Source organism: Pseudoalteromonas sp. NH0006-46 (assembly GCF_057547735.1).
The window spans coordinates 1-18,341 of sequence record NZ_BAAJML010000004.1 but is presented as its reverse complement, the minus strand read 5'-3'; the positions used below and the strand labels follow the sequence as shown (position 1 = coordinate 18,341).

Here is an 18,341-nt window from a genome sequence, read left to right as displayed (position 1 = left end):
TTTTAACTAAATTTAATTCTGTTTTTCTCTAGCAAGAATTTTTAAGTGAAAACAAGGCGAATTTACGGATCAACAGCGAGCCTATTGCAAATAAATTTAACGCAGTTAGTGCTAAGAATAGCTGCTTTAAATAGATATATTATCCACAGTTCAGGTTAAATATTTAACTCGATCCGCGAGCAATTAACACGGGGGGTAAAAGGGTGCTTTGTACTTCTTCTTCACGAATTAATTTTAGTAAATTTTCAACGAGCATTTGACCTGCAACGGTAGTGTTTTGCTCTATGGTTGTCAGTGGTGGGTTTACAAAGCTGGCTATAGCTATATTATCAAACCCGACGACTGCAACATCTTTAGGGACGTTAATATTTGCTTCTTTGAGTGCTCGAATAGCACCAATTGCAATTAAGTCGCTTGCTGCGAATAACGCGTTAAATTTAATATTATTGGCAATGAGTGAGCGAGTTGCATGATAGCCTGATTCTTCCGTTGAAATAGCGTTAGCCATTTTACGTTCGTTTATAGCAATATTGTTAGCCTCTAGTTCGTCTTTAAACCCCTGAAAACGAGCAAAAAATTCTGGGCTGTGGTCAGAGGCATCGCCAATAAATGCACAGTCTTGCCTGTTGTGGGCTATAAAATGCGCCGCCGCCTGTTTACCACCGCCGTAATTGTCGCAGCACACGGTTAGATCGGGTCTGTTGTCTACCGTTGCACCCCAACATACAAATTTAGTGTTTTGATCAAGTAGGGTTTTAAACTTTGGCTGAAAGTCTATGTAATCACCGTAACCGAGTAAAATAATGCCATCGGCTCTGTGGCTATCCTCGTAATCGGCTTGCCAATCTGCACTGGCTGATTGAAACGACACTAACAAATCGTAACCTTCTTTTGCGCACGCGCGAGTAATGCTGCCCAGCATAGATAAAAAGAATGGGTTTATTTGTGATTCGTCAGAAGTCGGGTCTTCAAATAATAATAAGGCTAGCGTGCTGCTTTGCTGAGTACGCAGGTTACTTGCGTTTTTGTCGACCTTGTAATTGAGCTTTTTTGCTATGTCGTGAACACGCTTGCGTGTTTCTTCATTTACAAGCGGGCTATTTCGTAAAGCACGAGATACAGTTGATTGAGATACCCCTGCATAGTGGGCAATATCAAATGATGTAGCTTTACCTTTCATTATCACAACTTAGTTAATGTAATACACAATAGTGCCATTTTCGTTTATTAATTAAATATTTCAAGCTTTTTGTGTTTAAAGCAAATTATTTATTGATTTGACTGTGACACCGGTGTCATAATATTTATGTTTTATCATTTTGTTGTCAAAACGAATTGGCTGTTTGTAATAGCTACAGGCAGCATTTTTTCTCTGATAGCCGCTTTAGGGTGATAGCCTAAAGCAATTACACCAATGGTTTACTATTGTAGAACAAAAAAGCACTGATTGCTTAAACAAAAGAGATAACACCATGAGCCTAAACTCTTCTACCCAATTTGATCCTATCTTAGTTGCCGATATTGGTGGAACTAACGCGCGCTTTGCTTTAATTACATGGTTTGATGATACAACAAATCAATTTACTATTGAGCACAATAATACATTCCCTAGTGCTAACTTTGGCTCACTTGAAAAAGCACTGGAACATTACCTAACAACCGTACCACACATTACACCAAAACGTGCATGTTTGGCGGTAGCAGGCCCAATAAAGGCAGGTCAGGTTCACTTAACAAATTTAGGCTGGCACTTTAGTGTTAACGATTTTAAAGCCCATTTTGAATTGAATGAGCTTGATGTTATTAATGATTTTGCTGCTTTTGCGTACGCTGCACCTTATTTAAGCCCATCGCAAAATGTTGTTATAAAAGCCGGTCAGGCAGACGATAACGCAAACATTGGCGTTATGGGCCCAGGAACGGGTTTTGGTGCGGCTTGCCTAGTTAGAACATCTCATTCTACTTCTGTTTTAAGCTCCGAAGGCGGACACATATCACTTGCAGCGGTGACAGAGCTCGACGCTTTATTAATTCAAGAACTAAAAAAAGAGCATCAACACGTTTCCGTTGAAACCGTTTTTTCTGGCCCAGGCATTACCCATTTGTATAAAGCAATGGCTGCCGTTAAAGGGCAATCGCCTAAAAACCTTGATGCTGCTCAAATTAGCAGTTTAGCAAATAGTGGCGAGTGTGATGTGTGCGATGCAACATTAAACCAGTTTTGTGATTGGATAGGCAGTGTAGCAGGTGATTTATCGTTAGCTTACGGCGCGTTAGGTGGTTTATTTATTGGTGGTGGAATACTACCGCGTATGCAAGCCCGCTTGCTCGAAAGTCGCTTTGTTGAACGCTTTTCGCAAAAAGGGATTATGTCGCAATACACAGGTCAAATACCTGTTACATTAGTAACACAAGACAACATACCTTTAATTGGCGCAGCGGCGTGTTTGCACAACGCCAAGTAGTTTTTGTTGATTGCATGTGGAAAATAGAGTGATGAAAAAAGTAACAATCAACAGTGTAGCAAGTCATGCTGGTGTGTCTAAAAAAACAGTGTCGCGGGTTCTAAATAATGAGCCTAACGTAAGTGCAGCCACACGTGAAAAAGTACTCGCTGTGTTTAAAGAACTAGATTACACGCCAAATCCTATTGCGCGTGGTTTAGCACAAAACAGAAGCTTTATTATTGGCTGCTTATACGACAATCCCAGTAAAAGTTATATCACGCGTGTTCAAACTGGTGCATTAGCCGCTTGCCAAGAAAACAATTACAACTTACTAATTCATCCATGCGAATACAGAGGCGAAGCTTTAATTAGTAATGTTGAGCAGTTGCTTCAAACATCTCGTCTAGATGGCATTGTACTTACGCCACCTTTTGGTGATTTTCCTGAGTTGGTCGAGTTTTTAACAGCTAAAAAAATTCCGTTTGCTAGAGTTGCTTCCGCAATTCTAAAAGATGAATCTATTTCTGTTCGTAGCAACGACGAGCAGGGCGCATTTGAAATCACAGAACATTTAATCAGCCTTGGGCATAAGTCAATTGCATTTATTAAAGGTCATCCTGATCATAGTGCAACACAGCAACGCTTTAAAGGGTACAGGCGCGCTTTAGCAAATCACAATATTGAGTTTGACGAGCGATTAGTTGAAGAAGGTAACTTTAGTTACCACTCAGGTGTAGACAGCGCGCGCAGCATTTTAGATTTGTCACCTCGTCCCACCGCCGTATTTGCTTCAAACGATTACATGGCCGCGGCTGTACTCAAACTCGCAACACAAAGGCAATTGCGTGTACCTGACGACATTTCTATAGCCGGTTTTGATAATGCACCTATTGCACGTCATATTTGGCCAGGGTTAACAACCATAGCCCAACCAGTAGAAGAAATGACAAAGCTTGCGGTTACCCAATTAATTAACCACATTACAGAGCCACAAGAGCAACCCTTTCAAATCACGCTTGAATCACGTTTAATAACGCGTGAATCAACAGCACGCGTAAATCCATAAAATACTTTTTCACAGTAGCCTGAATATGAGTGACGCTTATTCAGGCTTTTTTTGCCCGCAGCTTGATAAAAGTGTGTATGTACACAAGAATTTAAGTGTTCATTAATTGGTCATGATAAAAAGTTAAATTAAATTTAGCGGCCAGGGTTGACACCGGTGTCATAGCTGTGAGTTAATACAGTGACACCGGTGTCAGGTTTGTTGTGAGAGGCTCCCTGATATCGTACCTTTGAACGGGTCAATCAAAGATGCTCAGTACAGTTATTTACGTGGAGTCTGTAATTGCTACTGAGCCTTTATCCTCTAACTAATAGAGATGAGTTAATTATGTTACATCCTCGAATTCAAGAAGTTACCCAACGCGTTATTGAACGCAGTAAAAACACCCGTCAAGATTATTTAGATCGTATTTCGCATGCAAAAAAACAAACAAGAGTTCGTGCGGGATTAGGTTGTGGCAATATTGCCCACGTAATGGCTGCCTGCAGTAGCGATGATAAAGCTCGCTTAAAAGCAGATGAAGTGCCAAACCTAGCCATTATCAATTCATACAACGACATGTTATCTGCGCATGTACCTTACAAAGATTACCCAGACGTAATCAAAAGCATTGCAACTAAGTTCGACGCAACCGCTCAGGTAGCGGGTGGCGTTCCTGCAATGTGTGATGGCGTTACGCAAGGGCGTGATGGCATGGAATTATCACTGTTTTCTCGAGACGTTATTGCAATGTCTACCGCAGTTTCATTATCGCATGACGTATTTGACGGCGTTTTTTGTTTAGGCGTGTGTGACAAAATTGTCCCAGGTTTATTAATTGGCGCACTATCGTTTGGCCATTTACCTGTGTTCTTTTTACCAGCGGGTCCAATGCAATCAGGTATCCCAAATAAAGAAAAAGCACGTATTCGCCAAAAGTTTGCACAAGGCTTAGTTAGCCGTGAAGACTTACTAGAAGCTGAAAGCGCATCTTACCACAGTGCAGGTACCTGTACGTTTTACGGTACTGCTAACTCAAACCAAATGTTAATGGAAATAATGGGCTTGCACCTTCCGGGTAGCTCATTTATTAACCCATACACAGAGCTTCGTGATGGACTAACAGGTAATGCTGTAGAAACCATGCTTAAGCAGCTTACAGATGATAAAGAAAGCCCGTGTTTAGCAGAGGTAATTAGCGAAAAAACCATTATTAATGGTTTAGTTGGCTTGCTATCTACAGGTGGCTCTACAAACCACGCTATTCATATTGTTGCAATTGCAAAGGCTGCAGGTATTCAAGTGACGTGGAAAGACATGTCTGATTTATCAGAAGTTGTACCACTACTTACGCGTATTTACCCTAACGGTTCAGCAGATGTAAACCATTTCCAAGCCGCAGGCGGAATGGGTTTCTTAATGCGCGAACTAGCAAGCGCAGGTTATTTGCATACTGATGTTAAAACAATGCTTGGTGATGGCCTAGCACCTTACATGACAGAGCCACGTTTAGATAAAGACGAAAGCCTGATCATGAGCGATTCAAATGGCCCAAGCAAAGTTAAATGGGTTGATTGCCCTGCAAATTCACTTGATGAAGAAGTACTTCGTCCTGTAAGTAATCCATTTAGTAAACAAGGTGGCCTACAACTGCTTACTGGTAATTTAGGTAAAGCGGTAATCAAAGTATCTGCTGTTGCACAAGAGCATCAAGTGGTTACGGCACCGGCTAAAGTATTTAGCTCGCAAGGGGCACTTCAAGATGCGTATAGCCGCGGTGAGTTAAACCAAGACTTTATAGCCGTACTTAAAGAGCAGGGCCCTAAAGCGAAAGGGATGCCAGAGCTTCATAAATTAACGCCGGTTATGGCAACTCTTCAAGACGAAGGTTTTAAAGTTGCCATTGTAACCGACGGCCGTATGTCGGGTGCATCTGGTAAAGTTCCTGCTGCAATTCACCTAGCCCCAGAAGCTGTAGAAGGTGGCATTATTGCAAAAATTCAAGAAGGTGACTTAGTAACCCTTGACGCGCCTAACGGAATTTTAAAAGTACATGTTAGTGATGACGAGCTTGCTAAACGTGAGCTTGAAATTAGCCAACCAAGTTTAACATTTGGTACTGGACGTGAATTATTTACAGGATTTAGAAATATAGTAAGCAGTGCCGATTTAGGCGCGAGTGCTTTTGGACTTGAATAATAATTAGCCGAACTGGGTAATGAGGAACAAGTAATGAGTATTGAAAAAATCTTAGCATCGGCACCTGTTGTGCCAGTGGTTGTAATCGAAAAATTAGAAGATGCTGCACCACTTGCTAGAGCGTTATACAACGGTGGCTTAAAAGCACTTGAAATTACACTGCGTACACCAGTTGCAGCAGAAGCTGTAAAGTTAATGAAAGCTGAAGTGCCAGAAGCTTTTGTGGGTACAGGTACTGTAGTGGACAAAGCAAGTTTTGAAGCCTCAGTGGCGGCAGGTGCTGACTTTATGGTGAGCCCAGGTGTGAGCACTGAGTTATTAGCACTTGCAAAAGAGTCTGATATCCCATTTTTACCAGGCGCTGCAACTGCGAGCGAAGTAATGCAGTTAGCAAGTCATGGCTTCAAGTTTTTAAAATTCTTTCCAGCTGAAGCTGCTGGTGGAACGGCAATGCTTAAGTCGATTGGTGGCCCATTACCGCACGTTACTTTTTGCCCAACTGGCGGCATTAGCCTAGCAACTGCACCTAACTATTTAGCACTTAACAATGTTATTTGTGTTGGTGGTACGTGGATGTTAGATAAACAACTTATTGAAAATAAAGACTGGCAAGCCATTGAAGCGCTTGCTCGCCAAGCAAGTGAACTTAAATAGGAGTCTAAAATGATTAATGTAGCAATTAACGGTTATGGTCGTATCGGTCGCAATGTATTACGTGCACTTTATGAGTCAGAGCAAAACAGTGAAATTAAAATTGTAGCAATCAACGATTTAGCACCTGCTAACGTAAATGCACATTTAACTCAGTTTGACTCAGTTCATGGTCAATTTTCTAAAAAAGTAACACTTGCAGATAACACCATGTTAATTGGTGATGACGTAATTACACTTACTCAAGAACGTGACCCTGCAAACTTACCGTGGAAAGAGCTAAGCGTAGATATCGTTTTAGAATGTACAGGCTTTTTCACTAAACGTGAAGACGCAGCTAAGCACATTACAGCAGGCGCTAAAAAAGTAATTGTATCTGCGCCAGGTAAAGACTTAGATGCAACTGTAGTGCACGGTGTTAACAGCGATGTAATTAATGCTGATAGCAACATCATTTCAAATGCTTCTTGTACTACTAACTGTTTAGCACCTATTGCAAAAGCAATTAACGACACAGTTGGTATTGAGCAAGGTAGCATGACTACAATTCATGCTTACACAAACGATCAAAACTTATCTGACGTTTACCACCCAGATCTATACCGTGCGCGTAGTGCAACACAGTCTATGATCCCAACTAAAACAGGTGCCGCTGCAGCTGTTGGCTTAGTACTTCCTGAGCTTGCGGGTAAATTAGACGGTATGTCGGTACGTGTACCTACTATCAATGTTTCTTTAGTTGATTTTACGTTTATTACTAAACGTGACACAACTGCTGAAGAAATTAACGAAGTAATGAAAGCCGCAGCAACGGGCTCAATGAAAGAAATCTTAGAGTACAACGAGCTTCCGCTTGTTTCTATTGATTTTAATCACAATCCAGCGTCATCAATTTTTGATGCAACGCAAACAAAAGCTGATGGTAAACTAGTTAAAGTAATGGCTTGGTACGATAACGAATGGGGTTTCTCGAACCGCATGTTAGACCAAGTTAAAGCATTAGGTCAGTACTTATAATTGACCCTGTAAAAGTTTAGCTTTATCCAACCAAGCCTGCGTTATGCAGGCTTTTTTATTTTTGATTAATTTATACCAAGTCGTTTAATAAAGCGTTTAGCGCTTTAAAACTAGGGCGCGATGCAATAGCGGTATTTATAGCACGCGCGGCTATATCGGACATTTTATCAAAGAGGTCGTTTTGTTTATCTGCTGAGCTAACAGTACTTAGTAAATCTTCTATTAAACAGCCAAAAGCACGCACTTCTATTAACTGTATTCGCTGCTGCTGATATGCGCTGAGCATAGCTAAGTTTGTAGCTGCACCAAAATCACCAAACAAAATATCATATTGTTCGTTTATCATGGTGTTGTGTGCGTAAATATCACCATGGCTTACGTAATTGTAATGTAGGTGAGTTAGCGTATTTACCATCTGTTTTGCTATTTTATAAACAGCTTCAATAGGGTAGTTACAACCGACATTAAACGTGTCGCGTGTGCATGTTTGTAAACTTGGTGGTAACCCTAAATTTGTATAATTGGTATCCATTAATTCCATTACCAAGCCAAGTTGTTCACTTAGCTCTATGTAACTCAGTACATTAATTAAGTGAGTGTGATTACCTGCTTGAAGGCAGCAATTTACTTCATCAAGAGGGTAACCATCGCTGGTGATTGCACCTTTGAACAGCTTTACTGCAACACTAGTTTGCTCAGCTTTTGCTAGGTGTATAACCCCCGATGCGCCTTGCCCTATTACTTTTTTAAGTTGAAAACTTTCAAGCGGAGTATTTTTCAACGTACTTTTAGTTAAGCACTGCGCTTTATTAAAGTCGTTACCTGCAAAAGCAAGCCAAGCAAGTTTGGGTAATTCTATTAGCCAATCATCGAGTTTTGTTAGGTTGTTGGCAGAGAGCCTTACGAGCTCTAAATTAGTACAGTTAGCCATACTTGTCGGTAAATGTTTTAACTTATTACCCGCAAGTGCAAGCTTTTTAAGCTGGGTGTAATTACCAAAATCTTCAGGTAACTCGTGTAGGTTATTATCGGTGAGAATAAGCCACTCAATTTTTTTTGGCAGGCTGTTAGGTGCAAACTTTGAAATTTGGTTACCTTTAAATGCCACCATAATTAAAGCAGGGCATTTGGCCAAAACTTTGGGTACATGCTTAAACTGATTAAACGATAAAAACACACGCTTAAGGCGGTGTAAACAAGCAAATTCGTCTGGTAAATCACTTAAATTGTTATTTGAAAGATCAAGTACTTCGAGTGTATCGGCAAGCTTAAAAATGTCTGCTGGAAACTCAGATAATTGCTCAACCAGCTGTAAGTGCTTCGCACCGGCTAACTTACCAGTATTAAGCTCTGCAAGGGTATTCATTAATTTATAAAGCCCTGTAAATAAAAAAGCCAACATGGCTGTTGGCTTTAATTAATATGTGAATAAGGTTTAGAATTGCGCGTTATGATAAACGTTTTGAACGTCGTCACAATCTTCTAGCATGGCTAAAAAGCGCTCCATTACTTCAACGTCTTCGCCTTCAATTGGCGCTTCTACTTGTGGTACAAACGCAATTAAGTCTTCGTCAAATTCAGTAATGCCCATTTCTTCAAGTGCTGTACGAGTATTGTTGTACTCTGTATGCGGAGCAAATACGGTTACTTTACCGTTATCAACTTCAACATCGGTTACATCAACGTCAGCCATCATAAGTGCTTCAAGAACCGCTTCATCATCGTCGCCATCAAAAACAAAAATAGCGAGGTGATCAAATAAATGTGAAACCGAGTTCTGAGCGCCAATTTTAGCATTCGCTTTAGTAAAACAAACACGTACGTCTGCAAATGTACGTTTGTTGTTATCGGTTAAGCAGTCAACAATAATCATACAGTTACCTGGGCCGTAGCCTTCGTAACGTGTTGCAGCGTAGTCTTCACCACCGCCGCCTTTTGCTTTTTCAATTGCGCGGTCAATTACGTGTGCTGGTACCTGGTCTTTTTTTGCACGTTCAATTAAGCGGCGCAATGATAAGTTACCATCTGTATCCACACCGCCATTTTTAGCACAAATATAAATTTCTTTACCGTACTTAGAGTAAACTTTAGTTTTAGCACCCGCAGTTTTAGCCATTGAATCTTTTTTGTTTTGGTAAGCTCTTCCCATCTGCGTTTCGCCTTAATTTTATAAATAACTGAAAAAATAATAGACCGTATTCTAAAGGTAAATGACATTAAGGGCTAGTACGGATTGGGGAACATTAATAGTTAAAAAGCCAATATAGCCATTTGAATAAAATACGTTCTAAATAAAACAGCCCGCTATTGCGGGCTGTTTAGTATTGATTTACATATTATAAGGCAATTACCAAATACGAACGCGTTCTTCTTCTGGTAAATACAGGGCATCACCTGGTTTTACGTCAAACGCTTTGTACCAAGCATCGTGGTTACGTGGTGCTTGCGCTCTAAAGCGACCTGGAGCATGTGTTCCACCGCGTAACTGGTTTAACATGCTTTGCTCAGTACGTTTTTCTTTCCATACTTGTGCCCAAGCTAAAAAGAAACGTTGATCGCCTGTTACGCCATCTATTACAGGCGCTTCTTTACCATTTAGGCTTAGTTTATACGCGTGGTAAGCCATGGCTAAGCCACCCACATCACCAATGTTCTCACCTAGGCTGTTACGGCCGTTTACAAAGTTACCTTCAATAGGTTCGTATTTACTGTACTGTGCGGCAAGTTGGTCTGCTTTTGCATCAAATGCAGCGCGGTCTTCGTCTGTCCACCAGTTGCGTTGAATACCGTTAGCATCAGATTTTGAACCCTGATCATCAAAACCATGGCCCATTTCGTGACCAATTACAGCGCCAATGCCGCCATAGTTAACTGCTGGATCGGCATTTGGATCAAAAAACGGAGGTTGTAATATGGCGGCAGGAAACACAATTTCGTTAAACGAGCTATTGTAGTAGGCATTTACACGTTGTGGTGTCATGCCCCAGCGGTTGCGATCCGTTTTTTGTAGCTCTTTTTCTACGCTTTCAGCGCGGAAAAACTCACGCATGTTTTTAACGTTACCCACTAAATCGTTTTGGCTAATAGTTAAACCATCATAAGACTGCCATACATCCGGGTAACCAATTTTTGGAACAAATGCAGCTAACTTAGCACGTGCGTTTACTTTAGTTTCAGCGCCCATCCAGTCTAAGTTATCAATACGCTCACCTAAAGCTGAACGCAGGTTTTCAACCAGTTCAGACATTTGTTGTTTAGATGATTCAGGAAAGTATTGGTCAACGTAAATTTTACCAATCGCAAAGCCTAGCGAGCTTGTGCCCGACATTTCGTTAATAGCGCGTTTCCAACGAGGACGCGGCTCTTGTTGGCCGTTTAGCTCTTTGCCATAAAATGCAAAACGCGTATTAAAAATATCTTCAGAAAGTAAACCCGCATTACCGCTAATTGCATGGTAAGTTAGGTAATCTTTCCAAACCGCCATATCTTCATTATTAATAAGCTCAATCATGGCTTTAACCGGTTCAGGCTGAGATACGTTAAGCTGAGGTACTTTGTACCCTGTTTGCTCAAAGTATACATCCCAGTTAAAACCAGGGTAAGTAGCGGCTAAATCTTCACGTTTAATTTGATTTAACGACAGGTCGCGGTTACGTCGTTTTTCGCGTGGCCAATGCCCTTGTGCTATTTTAGTTTCAAGCTCTAGTATGGCTTTTGCGCGTTCTGTTGTGTTATCAACATTGGCAAATTTTAGCATGTCGGCAATATGAGCCACGTAAGCTTCGCGAGTTTTAACAAAACGCTCAGCATCTTCTAAGTAGTAAGAACGGTCAGGTAAGCCTAAACCACCAGCGCCTAACGACATTTCGTATTTATTTGGATCTAAACGGTTAAACCACATACCACCACCAATAGGAGTACGAAGGCCCGATAACCACGATTGCCCAAATACATAAGCTAAGTCGTCGGTTGATTCCATATTACTAATTTGATTTAACAGCGGTTGAATAGGTTTAACACCCAACTCATTAAGTGTGTCGGTATCCATGTATGAATTATAAAAATCAGCAACCAATTGCTCTTCAGCGTTTAGCTCTTTACGTGCAGCTATGTCTTCGATAATTTTTTTAACACGGTCTTCACTGCGTTCTGCTAATGCTGAAAACGCACCATAACGCGTTTTGTCAGCTGGCATATTGTAGTTGTCGTACCATGTGCCACTGGCGTACATGAAAAAATCATCACCGGGTTTAATGGCTTCGTTACGCGCTGATAAATCTACACCAAAGCTACCTAGTTCGGCTTTATTGCTAATGGCTGTACTTTCAGCGCTTGCAGTTTGAACTTCACTGTTTGTAGTTTGTGGCTCTGAACAGCCCGTTATAAAAGTGGCAGCTAAGGCCGCTGCAATTAAACTCTTTTTCATTGTTTATCCCCCTGGATAATGAATTTGTTAATTTTTGTTATAAAAAATATCATTTTTGATTGTTATGTATAAAAGACAGGCACACAATTCTTTTGAGGTGAATCACAGCCTGACCCGATAAAACCAATAAACAACGTAAGCAATAAGCGACCAATATAAATTAATAAACAGGTTAATCTTGTTGTTGTAATGCCCACATATTTGCATATTCACCGCCCAAGGCCAGTAACTCATTATGTTTGCCTTGTTCAACAATTTGGCCTGATTTAAGCACAATGATAGAGTGTGCATCGGTAATGGTTGATAAGCGATGCGCAATTACAATACTGGTGTGCTCGCTGGCTACCTCATGCATGGCCTTTAATATTGCTTGTTCGGCCTGAGAGTCGAGTGCCGATGTGGCCTCGTCAAATATTAAAATAGGGGATTGTTTTAAAATTGCGCGTGCAATTGCAATGCGCTGTTTTTCGCCACCGGATACTTTTAAACCGCGTTCGCCAACTCGCGTTTTATCGCCATCAGCCAACGTGTTAATGAAACCTTTTAGATGGGCCATTTCAATGGCTTTATCAATATCAGTGTCGCTTGCAGAAGGTCGGCCATAGGCAATATTTTCACGAATTGTTGTATTAAATAAAACGGTATCTTGCGGCACGATAGCAATGGCTTTACGAAGGCTATCAAGCGTAACAGAGCTAATTGCTTGGTTATCAATAGTAATACTGCCCGAAGTTACATCGTAAAAACGATAGAGCAGGCGCGCTAATGAACTTTTGCCGGCACCACTTGCACCCACAATAGCCACTTTACTACCCGCTTTAACCTTAAAGCTAATATTATCAAGAATAGGGCGGTTTGCATTGTAGCTAAAACTGACGTTATTAAAGGCAATTTCTCCCTTTTTTACATTAAGGGTATTTGCCTGTGGAGCATTAGTTACTTGTGGCTTTTTATTAAGTAAGCCCAGCATATTTTCTAAGTCGGTAAGGGCGCGACGTATTTCACGGTACACAAACCCCAAAAAGTTAAGTGGTAAAAATAGTTGGATCATATACGCGTTTATCATTACTAATTCACCAATGCTAAGTGATCCAGTCACTACCTCACTTGAGCCTAACCACATTAAAGCGGTAATGGCACTGGCAATAATTAACGCTTGCCCAGAGTTTAGCGCTAAAAGAGACATTCTATTTTTTAATCGCGCAGTTTCCCAGTTTGCTAAAAAGGAGTCGTATGTGTTGGCTTCAAACTCTTCGTTGTTAAAGTACTTTACAGTCTCGTAGTTTAGAAGGCTGTCAATTGCGCGCGTGTTACTGAGGTTGTCAGCCGCGTTTGATTCACGAATAAAACGGTTACGCCACTGAGTGACCGTGACAGTGAAAAATATATACACACCTACAGCAAGGAGCGTAATTAAAGCAAACCAGACAGAAAATAGCGTCCCAAAAATAATCGCGACGGTGAGTATTTCAAAAAGGGTGGGTACAATGTTAAACATTAAAAAGCGCATTAAAAAGCTGAGCCCACTGGTGCCACGTTCTATGTCACGGCTTATTCCACCAGTTTGTCTGTCTAGGTGAAAGGCAAGCTCTTGGCTATGTAAATGTTTAAATACTTTTAAGCCAATATTGCGCATGGCATGTTCTGTTACACGCGAGAACACTGCATCGCGTACCTCGCCTAAAAACACGCTAGCGAAACGTAAGCTGCCGTACATAAGTAACAATAAAGCGGGAACGACCAATACTGGGTTTATTGACTTATCAACCGAGTCGATAATTTCTTTAAGTGCCCAAGGCATTAAAAGAGTGGCGCCTTTGGCACCAATAAGCGCTAAAAGCGCAATAAAAACACGCCCTTTAAATTTTGTAATGTAAGGCCACAATGTTTTAACGCTTTGTTTTAAATTCATGGCGTCTGCACGTTTTTCAACGTTTTGTCTGGAGCGCATTATTTTTCTCGATTAAATACTTAATTATTAAGCATTGTATTTTAAATAGTTGCCCTAATATACTAGGCATCCTTTATTTTAGTTTGATTTAAGTATGTTTAAATTTCGTGTTTTTATAACTGCTTTTTTGCTACTAGCTGCACTTTTTAGTGTGCAGAGCAATGCTGTGCAGGTAACACAACATTTAAATCCAGCTGTCAATTCACAGATTTTATTTACAGATGCCGTTGATATAACTAAAACAAAGCCTACTACAAAGTCTGCAGACGCACCTGCGCATAAAAAAACACAACATACCGATTTTGACTCACATCAGCCAAGGCTTACAGCAAGTAATGCGTCACTTTTTTTGCACACAGTTCAAAGTGAGCCAGAATACGATGTTGTTTTTGAGTTTTTTGCGCAGCACCTTGTAAGGCAAATATTTTTACGCCCCCAAGCTGTAAATACTATTCAGCCTTGGTATACGCTTGTAACGCATAGCAAGAAGTCGCGGCTCAGCGGCTGGAAAGACGCAAACTTACTCTATACCGCTGTCACTAACTACCACGCTTAATTTTCCTTATTTAATTTTTATTAGGTTTTAACGTTTTTCGTTTAAGCCTTGAGATTAATTGTACTTTTAATAAGTACGTTGCCAGTAATTTACTGGCAATAAGGAAAAAACATGTTAAGTGTAAAAAAAGATCAAAAGCCATTTATGGCTAAATTTAAATTAAGCTATATAGCCATGCTTATTGTACTGATTTTATTAGCTATTAGTGCATTACCCAACTTATACCCTAATAAATCGTGGTTGCATGTAAATAGCGCGCCACATAGCGAAATCCAAGTCGTGCCAAGCACTAAAGCACTCGTTACTTTTTTAAATAACCAAGGCTTAAAAGTCGAGCAAGGCCTTGATAAGCAATCCACTATAAATATTTTATTAAACGAGCCAACTAAAAGCGCCCAAGCGCAAGCGGCTATAAAGGCGCAGTACCCAAACAAACAAGTTAAAATTGTAGAGCATGCAACCAGCCCACCATGGTTACAAAATTTTGGTTTATCACCAATAAAGCTGGGTCTTGATTTAAATGGCGGTGTGTTATTTGTACTCGACGTAGATTTAGATAAAGCAATTGATGAGCAATTAGTGAGTGCGTATCAGCAAGCTAAATCAATTATTGTTAAGCAAAAAGCGCACGGTCTTAAAGCGCAGCAAACTGAGCATGGTTTTGAAATCAACGCACTGCCTAACGCGGTGCAAAAACTTACCCCAGTGATTGATGAGCTTCAAAGTCGCTTTGCTAATTTAGCGGTTACAACAACCAATAATGGCAATGTCAAAAACGCCAAGTTTAGCTACTCAGAGCAAGGGCGCAGCAACTTTGATAAAGAAGTAATGAGCCAAACGCTTACTACGCTTCGCTCACGCATTGAAGAATTAGGTATAACCGAAGCCGTAACACAGCGTCAAGGTAAGCAGCGTATACGTATTGAGCTGCCAGGTGTACAAGACCCAACCGAGGCAAAGCGCATTATAGGCGCAACTGCATCACTTGGGTTTTATCAGTTAAAAGAAGTGGGTGGTAAAACATTTAATATGCAGTCGGGTGGCACCATAAACCTTGACCCTGTGCCTATTTTTACCGGCGATCATATTAATAATGCCAACATTGGCCGCGACGATTGGGGTAAGCCACTGGTTCAACTTAGCCTAGATGGGCAAGGCGGCGATGCTATGTCGGCTTTTTCAAAAGCTAATATTGGTAAGCCTATGGCCACGGTTTACTCTGAGTACTCTCAAAACGCAAGCGGTGAAACCGTTAAAAAAAGCGAAGTTATAAATGTGGCTAATATTGCGCAGCATTTAAGTTCACGCTTTAGCATTACCAATATGAAAAGCCAGCAAGCAGCGGCAGATTTAGCCTTGTTATTACGCGCCGGCTCACTAACCGCGCCGGTAACTATAGTGCATGAGCAAACAATAGGGCCAAGCCTTGGCAGCGAGAACATTAGTAATGGTTTAGCTGCACTCATGCTGGGCATGGGTATTACACTTGCCTTTATGGCGCTGTGGTATCGCCGTTTAGGGCTTATTGCAAACGTAGCGCTGTTGTTAAATTTAACATCGCTAGTTGGCCTAATGTCGTTATTACCGGGGGTTGTATTAACCCTTCCGGGTATTGCCGGGCTGGTACTCACTATTGGTATGGCGGTAGATACCAACGTTATTATATTTGAGCGTATTAAAGAAGAGCGCCGAAAAGGGCGTACGCCATATCAAGCAATCCAAGAAGGGTATAAACAGGCGGCCAATACAATATTTGATGCCAATATAACCACTATGATCACCGCGCTTATTTTATACGGCATAGGTTACGGGCCAGTTAAAGGCTTTGCCATAACATTGGCACTTGGATTAATTACTTCAGTATTTACTGGCGTGTACGTATCAAAAGTACTAAGCCAAACGTTATATTTAAAATTGGCAAAAAAAGCAGGAGTAAATGCACATGCTTAAAACTTTTTTAAAGGGCGAGGCGGGCACTCGTTTGCGTTTTTCAGGCATGCTTTTGAGCGCCATACTTGTGCTGCTATCGGTATTTACACTTAGTCAAAAAGGGCTTGATTTTGGCCTAGACTTTACCGGTGGCTACCTAACGGAATTTACCACCAGCCAAGGTGTTGAGCTAAAAGAGCTTAAATCGTTTATTACTAAAAATCACAATGGCGAGTTTGAGCTAACCGCGCAAGGCAATAGCCACTATCAACTACGCGAAGCGCCTAGCGATTCAACAGCAAATAGTAATGATTGGCAATCTGCCATTACTCAAAACGCAGATATAAACGCTGAGGTATTATCGTCAGCGTATATTGGCTCACAAGTGGGTGATGAACTGTTTGAGCAAGGTTGTTTAGCATTATTTTCAGCTATGGTTGCAGTAATGCTTTATTTAGCGGTGCGGTTTGAATGGCGTTTAGCCGTAGGCTCTGTGGTTGCCCTAGTACATGATTTACTACTCGTACTGGGGCTATTTTCGCTATTAAATATTGAGTTTAATTTAACCGTACTTGCCAGTTTACTCGCCATTATAGGTTACTCACTTAACGACTCAATAATAGTAGGTGATAGAGTACGCGAGCTTTTACGTGTTAAATCTAATAATGCACTTAGCCCTGCAAGTATTATTAACAGCGCGATAAAAAGCACCTTAACGCGCACACTTATTACATCGGGCACCACGCTTGCAACGGTTGCCAGCGTTTGGTTACTCGCAGGCGCACCACTGCAAGGCTTTGCCATTGCATTATTTACAGGCATTGTAGTGGGCACGTTTTCGTCTATTTGTATAGCGGCAACCTTGCCTGAGCTTTTAGGGTTAAGTGCTAAAAACTACGAAGAAAAATTAGATGTAAAAACCCAAGCATTAATAGATATGCCATAAATGCGGGTTTAAATAACTGAGTAAACATAACGGCGCTTAAAACAATGGTTTTAAGCGCCTTAAAACGTTAAAATTAACCGCATAGTTTACAGCATTGGTTATTAGCGCTCCCTCATGAACAAAACCCACGTAATTGAACACCTTAAATTTGCACTTGAAGCACAATTAAACAGCGCAAAACAAGCTGCCAAAGCCGCGCACGACGCCGCAACTCACGAAGAAAGCGTAGCAGAAACGCAATACGATACCTTAGGGCTCGAAGCCGCTTATTTAGCACAAGGCCAAGCCGAGCGTGTAAACGAATGCTACAAAAGCATTAAACAATTTGAATCTATTTTTAAAGAGCCTGCTCACCATAAAGTGATTATAAGCTCACTCGTTTGTTTGGAAGATGAAAACACCGCACAAAAATGGTTTTATTTAGGCCCAGCCGCAGGCGGTTTAACGGTTGAAGTAAAAGGGCAAACTATTCAAGTTGTTACACCCGAAGCCCCGCTGGGCAAACAACTGTTAGGCAAGCAGCTTGATGATGAAGTAAGTTTAACCATTGCAGGCAAAAGCCATGAATATGAAGTGGTAGAAATTCTATAAAACATTGGTTTTAGATGTAGGTCGGATAAGCGAAGCGCCATCCGACAAAGCTAATGTATCTCACAACATTATCAAAAGTCGTTTTGGTGTATTTTACCAACAGAGATTTTATAACATACGTAATTTATTGTTTACATTAGAGTTGTTTGGTGGAATTATTGAGCTATGTAATATACGCCGTTTTGGGGTGTTATAAACCACCAAAATGGTGTTCAATAAGTTGTTATATGCACATGATGATTGCGATACTTATATTAATAATTAGCATTTCAATTGTTGCTCCGCTTTTCTGGAGTAAGAAATACTTGAGCCTCTTTTCTATTGCTAATGGTGTACTGTGGCTGGTTATTGAATTTGTCTCAGAGTTCACCGCTAAACAACCTGATCTAGATGCAATCTTTATATTTGGTGTATTATTTAAATCAGTAATTGTTGCGGCACTTACACTGTTGTTTATGCATGCTCTTTACATTATTAAAAACAAGGTTAAAGTGCATATAACAAGCTAATAAATAAGGACTTAAAACAGTTTGCTGTTTTCGTTCCTCAACATTTTAGCAAACTATTTTTAGCCCATTATTAG

At 40.7% G+C, this 18,341-nt stretch carries 15 protein-coding genes; 10 read left to right on the top strand and 5 right to left on the bottom strand.

The window, feature by feature from the left end:
* Nucleotides 1-163: 163 nt before the first annotated feature.
* Nucleotides 164-1,180, bottom strand: a complete 1,017-nt coding sequence (locus AC27I2_RS09805; RefSeq protein WP_138530090.1) for a LacI family DNA-binding transcriptional regulator — start codon at nt 1,178-1,180, stop codon at nt 164-166.
* Nucleotides 1,181-1,472: 292 nt separating this feature from the next.
* Here AC27I2_RS09805 and glk point away from each other — a divergent pair, with 292 nt between their 5' ends.
* From glk to gap, 5 genes are all read left to right on the top strand, one after another.
* Nucleotides 1,473-2,465 carry a glucokinase gene (gene glk / locus AC27I2_RS09800; RefSeq protein WP_487204160.1) on the top strand — a complete coding sequence of 331 codons (993 nt, stop codon included), beginning with the start codon at nt 1,473-1,475 and terminating at the stop codon, nt 2,463-2,465.
* Nucleotides 2,466-2,496: 31 nt separating this feature from the next.
* Nucleotides 2,497-3,513 carry a LacI family DNA-binding transcriptional regulator gene (locus AC27I2_RS09795; protein WP_487204159.1) on the top strand — a complete coding sequence of 339 codons (1,017 nt, stop codon included), beginning with the start codon at nt 2,497-2,499 and terminating at the stop codon, nt 3,511-3,513.
* Nucleotides 3,514-3,840: 327 nt separating this feature from the next.
* A complete protein-coding gene (gene edd / locus AC27I2_RS09790) occupies nt 3,841-5,691 on the top strand; it encodes a phosphogluconate dehydratase (RefSeq protein WP_058404457.1) in 1,851 nt (616 codons plus the stop codon).
* 33 nt (nt 5,692-5,724) lie between these two features.
* Nucleotides 5,725-6,345 (top strand): bifunctional 4-hydroxy-2-oxoglutarate aldolase/2-dehydro-3-deoxy-phosphogluconate aldolase, encoded by a 621-nt coding sequence (eda, locus tag AC27I2_RS09785; protein WP_058404458.1) that lies wholly within the window; start codon nt 5,725-5,727, stop codon nt 6,343-6,345.
* A gap of 9 nt (nt 6,346-6,354) precedes the next feature.
* Nucleotides 6,355-7,359 (top strand): type I glyceraldehyde-3-phosphate dehydrogenase, encoded by a 1,005-nt coding sequence (gene gap, locus AC27I2_RS09780; protein ID WP_058404459.1) that lies wholly within the window; start codon nt 6,355-6,357, stop codon nt 7,357-7,359.
* Between the two features lie 70 nt (nt 7,360-7,429).
* Here the strand turns inward: gap and AC27I2_RS09775 are convergent, their stop codons facing one another.
* From AC27I2_RS09775 to AC27I2_RS09760, 4 genes are all read right to left on the bottom strand, one after another.
* The gene (locus AC27I2_RS09775; RefSeq protein WP_487204158.1) at nt 7,430-8,761 is read right to left on the bottom strand and encodes a leucine-rich repeat domain-containing protein; all 1,332 of its coding nucleotides are present in this window, start codon (nt 8,759-8,761) and stop codon (nt 7,430-7,432) included.
* A 33-nt stretch (nt 8,762-8,794) separates the two neighbouring features.
* A complete protein-coding gene (locus AC27I2_RS09770) occupies nt 8,795-9,508 on the bottom strand; it encodes a YebC/PmpR family DNA-binding transcriptional regulator (protein ID WP_058404460.1) in 714 nt (237 codons plus the stop codon).
* A gap of 198 nt (nt 9,509-9,706) precedes the next feature.
* Entirely contained in the window at nt 9,707-11,785 is a 2,079-nt protein-coding gene (locus AC27I2_RS09765) for a M13 family metallopeptidase (RefSeq protein ID WP_487204157.1), read from the bottom strand.
* A gap of 172 nt (nt 11,786-11,957) precedes the next feature.
* The gene (locus AC27I2_RS09760) at nt 11,958-13,736 is read right to left on the bottom strand and encodes an ABCB family ABC transporter ATP-binding protein/permease (protein WP_487204156.1); all 1,779 of its coding nucleotides are present in this window, start codon (nt 13,734-13,736) and stop codon (nt 11,958-11,960) included.
* Between the two features lie 94 nt (nt 13,737-13,830).
* Between AC27I2_RS09760 and AC27I2_RS09755 the strand changes: the two genes are divergently transcribed.
* The 5 genes from AC27I2_RS09755 (at nt 13,831) to AC27I2_RS09735 (ending at nt 18,267) form a co-directional block, all read left to right on the top strand.
* Nucleotides 13,831-14,292 (top strand): hypothetical protein, encoded by a 462-nt coding sequence (locus tag AC27I2_RS09755; protein ID WP_487204155.1) that lies wholly within the window; start codon nt 13,831-13,833, stop codon nt 14,290-14,292.
* A gap of 111 nt (nt 14,293-14,403) precedes the next feature.
* On the top strand, nt 14,404-16,242 hold the full coding sequence (secD, locus tag AC27I2_RS09750) for a protein translocase subunit SecD (RefSeq protein WP_487204154.1): 1,839 nt from the start codon (nt 14,404-14,406) through the stop codon (nt 16,240-16,242).
* Entirely contained in the window at nt 16,235-17,167 is a 933-nt protein-coding gene (secF, locus tag AC27I2_RS09745; protein WP_487204153.1) for a protein translocase subunit SecF, read from the top strand. Before secD ends, secF begins: the two co-directional genes overlap by 8 nt.
* A 114-nt stretch (nt 17,168-17,281) precedes the next feature.
* On the top strand, nt 17,282-17,758 hold the full coding sequence (locus tag AC27I2_RS09740) for a GreA/GreB family elongation factor (protein ID WP_487204152.1): 477 nt from the start codon (nt 17,282-17,284) through the stop codon (nt 17,756-17,758).
* A 233-nt stretch (nt 17,759-17,991) separates the two neighbouring features.
* Nucleotides 17,992-18,267, top strand: coding sequence for a hypothetical protein (locus AC27I2_RS09735; protein WP_138530108.1), 276 nt, complete (start codon nt 17,992-17,994; stop codon nt 18,265-18,267).
* The last annotated feature ends 74 nt before the right edge of the window (nt 18,268-18,341 follow it).